This is a genomic window from Ferrovum myxofaciens, assembly GCF_000735045.1.
GTDB lineage: Bacteria > Pseudomonadota > Gammaproteobacteria > Burkholderiales > Ferrovaceae > Ferrovum > Ferrovum myxofaciens.
In genome coordinates, this window is record NZ_JPOQ01000049.1 from 1 (window position 1) to 278 (window position 278).

Consider the following 278-nt stretch of genomic DNA (forward strand, 5'->3'; position numbering starts at 1 on the left):
GGATGGAACCAAGGAATTTTTGGCAGGAAGTGGTGAATTTACAGTTAATATCGCTTTGATTTGGCATGGAAAATCCATATTTGGTGTGGTGGGGGCTCCGGCCCTGGATTTGATCTACTGGGGGGGAGAAGACGAGGGTGCATTTCGAATCGATGGAATCATGGGGGGCTCTATTGAGATTGCGCCGTGGCCGGTTTCGGGTAGACCTGTGCGAATTGTGGCGAGTAAAAGCCATATGACGCCAGAAACCCTGGCATTTGCGCAGCGCTTCAAGCCCA

At 51.4% G+C, this 278-nt stretch carries 1 protein-coding gene; it reads left to right on the forward strand.

Annotated features, from left to right (window positions below; all coding sequences use genetic code 11):
- The coding region (locus tag IV91_RS0107495) for a 3'(2'),5'-bisphosphate nucleotidase CysQ family protein (RefSeq protein ID WP_031597300.1) at nucleotides 1-278 on the forward strand (278 nt) is incomplete at both ends.